11 protein-coding genes are annotated in these 9,201 nt (G+C 64.1%); 1 reads left to right on the forward strand and 10 read right to left on the reverse strand.

Going from position 1 to position 9,201, the window contains the following annotated elements:
* Positions 1-15: 15 nt before the first annotated feature.
* The 9 genes from P3W85_RS34215 to phaC all read right to left on the reverse strand — a co-directional run bounded on the left by P3W85_RS34215 (position 16) and on the right by phaC (position 7,949).
* Positions 16-402 carry a type II toxin-antitoxin system VapC family toxin gene (locus tag P3W85_RS34215; protein ID WP_276268028.1) on the reverse strand — a complete coding sequence of 129 codons (387 nt, stop codon included), beginning with the start codon at positions 400-402 and terminating at the stop codon, positions 16-18.
* Positions 399-644, reverse strand: coding sequence for a type II toxin-antitoxin system Phd/YefM family antitoxin (locus P3W85_RS34220; protein WP_276268029.1), 246 nt, complete (start codon positions 642-644; stop codon positions 399-401). Before P3W85_RS34220 ends, P3W85_RS34215 begins: the two co-directional genes overlap by 4 nt.
* Positions 645-847: 203 nt before the next feature.
* Positions 848-1,834 (reverse strand): tRNA dihydrouridine synthase, encoded by a 987-nt coding sequence (locus tag P3W85_RS34225; RefSeq protein ID WP_276268030.1) that lies wholly within the window; start codon positions 1,832-1,834, stop codon positions 848-850.
* A gap of 230 nt (positions 1,835-2,064) precedes the next feature.
* Positions 2,065-2,421, reverse strand: coding sequence for a helix-turn-helix domain-containing protein (locus tag P3W85_RS34230; protein ID WP_017229833.1), 357 nt, complete (start codon positions 2,419-2,421; stop codon positions 2,065-2,067).
* Between the two features lie 3 nt (positions 2,422-2,424).
* Positions 2,425-2,727 carry a type II toxin-antitoxin system HigB family toxin gene (locus P3W85_RS34235; protein WP_017229832.1) on the reverse strand — a complete coding sequence of 101 codons (303 nt, stop codon included), beginning with the start codon at positions 2,725-2,727 and terminating at the stop codon, positions 2,425-2,427.
* Positions 2,728-2,990: 263 nt separating this feature from the next.
* Positions 2,991-3,542: a polyhydroxyalkanoate synthesis repressor PhaR gene (phaR, locus tag P3W85_RS34240; protein ID WP_017229831.1), complete on the reverse strand. Its 552-nt coding sequence runs from the start codon at positions 3,540-3,542 to the stop codon at positions 2,991-2,993.
* Between the two features lie 492 nt (positions 3,543-4,034).
* Positions 4,035-4,775, reverse strand: a complete 741-nt coding sequence (locus P3W85_RS34245) for a 3-ketoacyl-ACP reductase (protein WP_017229830.1) — start codon at positions 4,773-4,775, stop codon at positions 4,035-4,037.
* Positions 4,776-4,894: 119 nt separating this feature from the next.
* Positions 4,895-6,076 carry an acetyl-CoA C-acetyltransferase gene (locus P3W85_RS34250; RefSeq protein ID WP_276268031.1) on the reverse strand — a complete coding sequence of 394 codons (1,182 nt, stop codon included), beginning with the start codon at positions 6,074-6,076 and terminating at the stop codon, positions 4,895-4,897.
* A gap of 79 nt (positions 6,077-6,155) precedes the next feature.
* Positions 6,156-7,949 carry a class I poly(R)-hydroxyalkanoic acid synthase gene (gene phaC / locus P3W85_RS34255; protein WP_276268032.1) on the reverse strand — a complete coding sequence of 598 codons (1,794 nt, stop codon included), beginning with the start codon at positions 7,947-7,949 and terminating at the stop codon, positions 6,156-6,158.
* A gap of 370 nt (positions 7,950-8,319) precedes the next feature.
* On the opposite strand from phaC, the gene P3W85_RS34260 reads away from it, so the two are divergent.
* A complete protein-coding gene (locus P3W85_RS34260) occupies positions 8,320-8,592 on the forward strand; it encodes a hypothetical protein (protein WP_276268033.1) in 273 nt (90 codons plus the stop codon).
* A gap of 13 nt (positions 8,593-8,605) precedes the next feature.
* On the opposite strand, the gene pgeF is transcribed toward P3W85_RS34260, so the two are convergent.
* The coding region (gene pgeF / locus P3W85_RS34265) for a peptidoglycan editing factor PgeF (protein WP_276268034.1) at positions 8,606-9,201 on the reverse strand (596 nt) is incomplete at its 5' end.

Consider the following 9,201-nt stretch of genomic DNA (forward strand, 5'->3'; position numbering starts at 1 on the left):
GATACGAATGGCGCGCTAGATGAGCCGGATCGACCCCGGGTACTGGGCCACCAGCGCGTCGGACGTCAGCAGCGTAAAGCCCTCGACTGTGGCCTGGGCTACGAGTAGGCGGTCGAATGGATCCCAATGAATCGGGGGCAAACTGTCGATGGCCACCGCGTGCTCGCTGCCGATGGGTAGTTCGCTGTAGCCGTTGTCGAGCAACCCTCGGCGCAGCAGGCGCGCGTCCACCCGGAAGTCTGCTCGCCCGAGCCCGCGCTTGATGGCGATTTCCCATAGGCTCGCCGCGCTGAAGATCAACTCTGACTCAGGAGCCTCGATCAGGGTCCGGGCTTGCTCCGACAGACGCTCGGGCATGCCTGCGGCCCAGAGCAGCAGATGCGTGTCGAGCAGGAGCTTCATGCGTCCCCACCGAACATGGCTTCAATATCGCCCGCCCCCATGCGGTCGAAGTCATCGGGCACCGCGATCTGACCAGCCAGGAAACCGAGACGCCTGGTCTGGCCAGCCTCGGGCGCGGAGAGCGGGACCACCTTGACCAGTGGCTTGCCAGCCTTGGCGATCACGAACGGTTCTCCCCGGGCCGCCTGCTCGACCAGGCGTGACAAATGCGTCTTCGCGTCGTGAATGTTGACCGTTTGCATAGCGCACTCCAAGTGGACTAAGTCCATTTAGTCTAGTCTATGGATATCGACCGGGCGACGCCGATCCACGGAATGCGGTCGCGCAGCTGCATGACATGCCTTGTATTGCACACAGATTTGACAGAAACGATGATCTACCCGGGATCATGCACAACACGCCTGGCGAGCGTAAAGCCGTGAGGAACAGTTACGAATTATGCGCATCACCGCAACCGATGCTCGGACTGCGTCCCTGGCATGCTCTCCAGGGCACTGTCTATCAGCGCCTGGATCTCGAACGAATCATGCAGGCGCCGGATGGCTGCATGCAGCTCGGCAGCCTGCGGCCAGGTCCGTTTCAGGTAGCTGAGCCACAGCTTGATGCGTCCGTGCTCGTGAGCGCATTCGTCATTGGCCTGCAGCTTCTTCAGGTAGCCGGCGATATGGCGGAGCACCGACGGCCATTCCTCGGCGCAGGGCGTACTGTCCATCAGTCCCCGTATCCGCAAGGCCAGGAATGGATCCGACACGGCACCCCGCCCGATCATCACGTCGGCGCAGCCGCTGACCGCCCGGCAGCGCTCCCAGTCGGCCACCGTCCAGACTTCGCCGTTGGCAGTGACCGGCACGTCCACCGCAGCATCGATACGCGCAATCCATTCCCAGTGGGCCGGCGGCCGGTAGCCATGATCGCGCGTCCTGGCATGCACGACCAGGGACGCCGCGCCCCCTTCGGCCAGGGCCGTGGCGCAGTCGATCGCCAGCGCCGTATCGGACACGCCAAGCCGCATCTTTGCGGTCACGGCGATGCTGGCAGGCACCGCGGCCCGAACGGACGCGACGATCCGGTTCAGCAGTTCGGGATCCGCCAGCAGCATGGCCCCGCCGCCGTGCCGGTTGACGACTTTGGCCGGGCAGCCGAAATTCAGGTCCACGCCATGCGGCGACAGCCGGGCTGCCTGGGCGGCATTCACCGCAAGCCATTCAGGATCGCTCCCCAGCAACTGGATCACCATCGGCGTACCGCTGGGGGTATGGCCTCCGTGGAGAATCTCGGGTGTGTCTCTCTCGTAGACGCGCTCGGGCAGCAGGGAGCCCGTCACCCTGACGAACTCGGACACGCACCCGTCGTATGCGCCCGTGGCGGTCAGCACGTCGCGCAACACGTAGTCGGCAAGCCCCTCCATGGGAGCAAGGAACAGCCGGCTCATTCGGAAGCGGGCGCTGCTGGCGAGCGCCTTTCCTGGCGACAGGCGGGAAAGAACCCGAAACCGGTCGCCGGGACGGGCTTTGTGTCTTGGATTGCGGATGGCATTGGGATTCGCGCTGTACTAGGCGAGTCCGCTGTATGAATCGCCACATTTAAGAGGGGTAGACAGCACGATGCTGCTGCGCGCTACCCGGATGCGGGGATTTTAACCGATCGGCCGGGCGAGGCAGGTCAGCCGATCAAGACGTCTGCCGGGATCTTCAATTCCTGATTGAGGCGCCGGATCATCGCGAGGCTGAGGCCGCGCTTGCGATTGAGCACCTCATACACCCTATTCAGGTTGCCGAAATACGGCTGCATATCGCGTGCGGTCAGGCCGCCCTGCTCCATCCTGAAGCGAATTGCCTCGATGGCGTCCGGGTGTTCCAGCGGGAAATGGTCTGCCTCATAACGCTCGATGAGGGTCGCCATGATCTCCAGGCGATCCCCTTCGGGGGTGCCGGGCGCGGGATCGATATCGACTAGCGCCGACACGTCGGCCAGCGCCGCCTGATAGTCTTCTTCAGTGTGCAGAGGTCGAATGTCCATGCGTTACTCCAGTTCCACGGTGGCCGCATCGGCCCGGTCATACTCGGCGTGTGTCCCGATGAACTTCACGTAGACAACGCCCACGCGGTATGCGACTGCAACGATCAAGCGGTACTTGTTGCCACCGATGTTAAACACCACACGATTACTGCCAACAAAGCTGGCGGACGCGTATCGGTCCTTGATGTCTTGCGGGGTCGACCATCGCGCCTGAATGGCTTCTTCATGCCATGCCAGAAGCGGCTGCCTTGCAGCCGGGTGCTGCTCGCAGAACGTCAGCAGATTGCGCTTCGCAATAATTCGCATGCGCCCATTATAGTCCCAAAATGGGACTACACCAAACCGATTCGAGTCCACATGTCAGGCGACACGAAGCCCGCTCTGAGCAAGCGGAGAACCTGCAATTCTGTTGGTGTAATACGCAACGTCGGCGGGTGCTGGTGACTTTGCGCATGGGAAGGGAGATTCCGCCGGCCGGCCCATCCAGGGCAGGCCCGGGCAACCGAAAAATCGCGATGTTGCCTTGCCAAGCGATACCGCGCCGGGTCGCCGGCGCGGCGTGCGCCGGCTTACTTCTTTTCCGGCTGATTGAACGGGAACGTGCCGAACATGTTCTTGGCCTGGCTCTGCATCTGCTCCTGCATCTGCACGAACAGGTTCTTGCTCTGCTCGATGTAGTTGCTCATCATCCCCTGCATCATCGGCCCCTGCATATTCATGAACTGGGACCACATGTCGGGGCTGAAAGGCTCGCCGGAGTACAGGCCCTTGGAGTTCTCGGCCAGCTTGCTCTGGATGTCGATGAAGGCCTGGATGTTCTTTTCCAGGTAGGTGCCCATCATGCCCTGCATGGCATGGCCGTAGAAGCGGATGATCTGCGACAGCATCGCGCTGGAGAACATGGGCACGCCGCCGGTTTCTTCTTCCAGGATGATCTGCAGCAGGATACTGCGCGTGAGTTCGTCGCCCGACTTGGCGTCGATCACTTTGAAGTCTTCGGTATCCATCACGAGCTGCTTCACATCGGCAAGCGTGATGTAGGTGCTGGTCTGCGTATCGTAGAGCCGGCGATTTGGATACTTCTTGATCAGTCGCTCTGCGCCTTTCTTGGTGGTAGCCATCGGTGCTCTATCCTTTTATCGTCGCTGTTGCATGCTGCTGCACCGCATGCTGTGCGGTGCGCAAACAAAGGGCCGCCAGCGGGGGATGCTATGTGTTGACCTGCAACGCATGATCTTTTTTGGTGCGGGCATGCCGCTGCCCTGATTCTATGCCCAACAAGGCACTATTGAAAGCCGGTGCCGTTAAGGAAAACCCGCACCGGGCAATGGATAGCGGGGAATCGGGGGATCTTTTGCCGGAATCCGGCAGGCTTGCTGCGATGCAGGGAGTGCAGTGCAATATTGCTGGCCGCAGATGGCCTCCGCGAGCCAGGACTCTCTATCGACGACTGGGGGCATTGATTCAAAATCCGCTACCGGGACGCAAAGCCTGCTGCAGGGCAACAGGCTTCTATGCGGATTTTGAGGCACACCCCTCCCCTGAAAAAGCGAAAGGCCCTCCGCAGAGGGCCTCGACGGAGACAAAGCCGCCCAGCGGGCGGCTCCCCTCCATCAGCCCATATGCAGGCCGCCATTCAGCGAGAAATCCGCACCAGTCGAGAACCCCGACTCTTCGGACGCCAGCCATGCGCAGATCGAGGCAATCTCCTCCGGCGCGCCAAGACGCTTGACCGGAATCGTGCCGACGATCTTGTCCAGCACGTCCTGGCGGATCGACTTGACCATATCGGTGGCGATATAGCCCGGCGATACCGTGTTCACGGTCACGCCCTTGGTCGCCACTTCCTGCGCCAGCGCCATGGTGAAGCCGTGCAGGCCGGCCTTGGCGGTGGAGTAGTTGGTTTGCCCGAACTGGCCCTTCTGCCCGTTGACCGACGAGATATTGACGATGCGGCCAAAACCACGGTCCGCCATGCCGTCGATGACCTGCTTGGTCACGTTGAACAGGGAGGTCAGGTTGGTGTCGATCACGGCGTCCCAGTCGGCGCGCGTCATCTTGCGGAACACCACGTCGCGCGTGATGCCGGCATTGTTGATGAGCACGTCGACTTCGCCGACTTCGGCCTTGACCTTGTCGAACGCGGTCTTGGTCGAATCCCAGTCGGCGACATTGCCTTCCGAGGCGACGAAATCGAAGCCCAGGGCCTTCTGCTGCTCGAGCCACTTTTCGCGGCGCGGCGAGTTGGGGCCGCAGCCGGCTACCACCTTGAAGCCATCCTTGGCCAGGCGCTGGCAGATGGCCGTTCCAATGCCACCCATGCCACCGGTTACATATGCAATGCGCTGAGTCATATCCACTCCTTGATGGCTCGTTGTTATTGACGCCGGCGGCGGGACGTCACCCCCGCCGGCACACCCCTCAGATCGGCTTGCGCGCTCTCAGGCGCGGCAAGTCATGCAAAAACCTAAGCTCACTCGCGTTCCACCGCCAGCGCCACGCCCATGCCGCCGCCGATGCACAGCGAGGCCAGGCCCTTGCGGGAACCGCGGCGCTTCATCTCGTGCAACAGGGTGACCAGCACGCGGCAGCCCGACGCACCGATCGGATGGCCGATGGCAATGGCGCCGCCATTGACGTTGACCTTGGACGTGTCCCAGCCCATCTGCTTGTGCACGGCCAGGGCCTGGGCGGCGAAGGCTTCGTTGATTTCCATCAGGTCCAGCTCTTCCACGCTCCAGCCGGCACGCGACAGGCAGCGCTGGGAGGCAGGCACCGGGCCCATGCCCATCACCTTGGGATCGACGCCGGCCGTGCCGTACGCACGGATAGTGGCAAGCGGGGTCAGCCCGAGTTCCTTGGCCTTGGCTGCCGACATCACCACCACCGCGGCGGCACCGTCGTTCAGGCCCGAGGCGTTGGCGGCGGTCACCGTGCCGGCCTTGTCGAAGGCGGGCTTGAGGCCGGCCAGGGCATCCTGCGTGACGCCATGACGCACGAACTCGTCGGTGGCGAACTGCACCGGGTCGCCCTTGCGCTGGGGAATCGGCACCGGCACGATTTCTTCGTCGAACTTGCCAGCCTTCTGGGCGGCTTCGGCCTTGTTCTGCGAAGCGGCCGCGAACGCGTCCTGGGCTTCGCGCGTGATGCCGTATTCCTTGGCAACGTTCTCGGCGGTGACGCCCATGTGGTACTGGTTGTAGACGTCCCACAGGCCGTCCACGATCATGCTGTCGACCAGCTTGGCGTCGCCCATGCGGAAGCCGTCGCGCGAGCCCGGCAGCACGTGCGGTGCTGCGCTCATGTTTTCCTGGCCGCCGGCCACCACGATCTCGGCGTCGCCCGCGGCAATCGCATTGGCGGCCAGCATCACGGCCTTCAGGCCGGAGCCGCACACCTTGTTGATGGTCATGGCCGGCACCATGACGGGCAGGCCGGCCTTCAGGGCAGCCTGGCGCGCCGGATTCTGGCCGGAGCCGGCGGTCAGCACCTGGCCCATGATCACTTCGCTGACCTGTTCGGGCTTGATGCCGGCGCGCTCGAGCGCGGCCTTGATGACGATGGCGCCCAGTTCGGGCGCGGCAATCTTGGCGAGCGAGCCGCCGAACTTGCCAACCGCGGTACGGGCAGCGGATACGATGACAATATCAGTCATTGGGAGGACCTCTCGAGTTGGATGCGGATAAGGGGTAAAAGAGGCCGGCGGCCCCTCGGGGCGCCGGCCTGGACAAATGTCATGCCTTGGCCTTGACGTAGCGGCCCGGCGCCGGCTCGATGGCGCGGTAATCCTTGTTGCCGTAGTCGGCGGGCGCTGCCTTGCGCGCGCCGGCGTGCTTGGCCAGCCAGGACGCCCAGTCCGGCCACCAGCTGCCGGTATGTTCGGTGGCGCCGCTCAGCCAGTCCTGGGCCGACGCCGGAAGCTTGTCGTTGGTCCAGTGGCTGCGCTTGTTCTTGGCCGGCGGGTTGATCACCCCGGCGATATGGCCGGAGGCGCCCAGCACGAAGCGCAGCTTGTTCTCGAGCAGCGCGGTCGAGGCGTAGGCCGAGGTCCACGGCACGATGTGGTCTTCACGCGAGCCGTAGACGTAGGTCGGGATATCGATGCTGCCCAGGTCGACCGGTGCATTGCACACGGTCAGCTTGCCCGGCACCTTGAGTTCATTCTGCAGATAGGTATGGCGCAGATACCAGCAATACCAGGGACCCGGCAGGTTGGTGGCGTCGCCGTTCCAGAACAGCAGGTCGAACGGTACCGGCGTCTTGCCCTTCAGGTAGTTGTCGACGACGTAGTTCCAGACCAGGTCGTTGGGACGCAGGAAGGAGAACGTATTGGCCAGCTCCACACCGCGCAGCAGCGCGCACGGCGCGCCCGCGGCACCGCCGAGGGTGGCTTCGCGCAGCTTGACGTGCGCCTCGTCGACGAACACATCCAGCACGCCGGTATCGGCAAAATCCAGCAGCGTCGTCAGCAGGGTCAGGCTCGCCGCCGGACGCTGGCCGCGCTTGGCCAGCACGGCCAGCGCGGTGGCCACGATGGTGCCGCCCACGCAGAAGCCGAGTACGTTGATCTGGTCCTGCCCACTGATTTCGCGCGTGACTTCGATGGCGCGGATGGCGGCGTGCTCGATGTAGTCATCCCAGCCGAGCTCGGCCATGGAAGCATCCGGATTGCGCCAGGACACCATGTAGACGGTATGGCCCTGCTCCACCATGTAGCGCACCAGCGAGCTCTGCGGCTGCAGGTCGAGGATGTAGTATTTGTTGATGCATGGCGGCACCAGCAGCAGCGGGCGCGCGAACACCTTGTCGGTGGCCGGCTTGTACTGCAGCAGCTGGAAGTAGCTGTTCTCGTAGACCACCGCGCCTTCGGTCACGGCCACGTTGCGGCCCACCTCGAAGGCGGATTCGTCGGTCTGCGAGATCTTGCCGCGGCCGAGGTCTTCCAGCATGTTGCGCACGCCGGCCCGCAGCGATTCGCCGCCCGACTCGAACAACTGCTTCTGCGCCTCCGGATTGGTGACGAGGAAGTTGGCCGGCGACATGGCGTCGACCCACTGCGAAACCGCGAAGCGGATGCGCTGGCGCGTCTTGGCATCGGCCTCGACCGCATCCGCCAGCTCATTCATGGCACGGGCATTGATCAGGTAGAAGGCAGCCGCGTAGTGGAAAGCAGCGCTATTGCGCCAGGCATCGCCGGAAAAACGGCGGTCGGCCAGTGCCGTCGCCGGATTGGCGCCACCCTCGGCCATGCCGCGCCACAACTCGGTGAAATCCTTCATGTAGCGTTGCTGGATATCGGCCAGCTGATCGGGCGCGATCTTCACGCCCGCCATGGCGGAACCAGTCAATGCCTCAAAGCCTGGGATGCCGGGCATGCCAGGCATGCCCTGCTGGGTCTTCGTACCGTTGGCCTGTGCCTGACGGGACCATTCCAGCCATGTCGCTGGATCGAATGGCCCCGAAGCAAATGAAAACGGTTGGGACTTGTCTTCCTTCACGGAAGCTGCCGCACCTTTGCCGGTTGCCATGATTTTTCGTCTCTCTGCCGTCACTTATATGAAGACTGGCTGGACGGCTTGCCGCCGCCGCGGAGCATCCCCGCCACCAGCCTCGGGACCGGCCCGCGCTGACACCCTCGGCTGGTGATGTCATGCGGTATGCTTGCCGGATACGCCGCACCGCGGATCCGATGATCCCGGCTGAGCCTTTGAATGCCAGTGAGACCACCGCCTCACAAGACATTCGAAGCCATTGTTGCCTTGCAATGTTCTGCCTGTCAATGCGGAAAATTGCGCTGACCGGGGCCGGCGGCAAAATCGCCAGGCATGAACCCGCCGGCCCCCGTTGACGGCCCAACTGGCCGCGGCGGCGAGCTTGCACGAGAAGGATGACTTTCTGATGTACATCGTTGCAATCGGTTGGCTCTATGTGGTCCTGATGATGGCCATCACCGAGCATACCGCGGTCGCCGGCGTGGCGACCTTCGTCTTCTACGGGCTGGCGCCGGTGGCCCTTGTCGTGTACATCATGGGCACCCCCGGACGCAGGCGCCGGCGCAAGGCTGAGGAAGCCAGACTGGCTCAGCCCGGACAGGCGACATCCGATCCCTCCGTCAGCGGGGAGCCGCGGGCGCCGGGCACGGGAGAGCCCCCGCCGGCTGCCCGGAACTAACGACGCCGCTGCATCAGGAGGCCAGCCAGACCAGGCTCGCCATGCGGCCGGTGACGCCATCGCGCCGATACGAATAGAAGCGCTGCGCGTCACTGACGGTGCAACTGTCCCCGCCATAAACCTCGACGCAGCCGGCGCGGGCAAGGCGAATGCGGGCAAGCGCATAGATATCGGCAAGATACTTGCCCGGCACGCCCGCGCGGAAGGCGCCATCGACCCGGGCCATCTCCTCGGGACGCGCCCCGGCAAGAAAGGCCTGCCGCACCTCCGCCCCGACCTCGAAGGCGCCCGGCCCGATAGCCGGCCCCAGCCAGGCCAGCCATTCGGCTTGCGGGCCCGCCTGCGCGGCCATGCGCGTGAGGGTAGCCTCGATGACGCCGCTGCACAGACCGCGCCAGCCGGCATGCGCGGCGCCCACCACCGTGCCGGCGCGGTCGCAGAGCAGCACCGGCAGGCAATCCGCGGTCATCACCGCACAGACCCGGCCGGGGACCGTGGCAATGCTTGCGTCCGCCCGCGGCGCCACGCCCTCGTCAGCGGCGAACTGATCCTCGGTGGCGACGGCACAGCCATGCACCTGCTCCAGCCAGGCCGGCATGGCAGGCAGCC

The sequence above is a fragment of the Cupriavidus basilensis genome (genome assembly GCF_029335485.1).
Classification (GTDB): domain Bacteria; phylum Pseudomonadota; class Gammaproteobacteria; order Burkholderiales; family Burkholderiaceae; genus Cupriavidus; species Cupriavidus basilensis_E.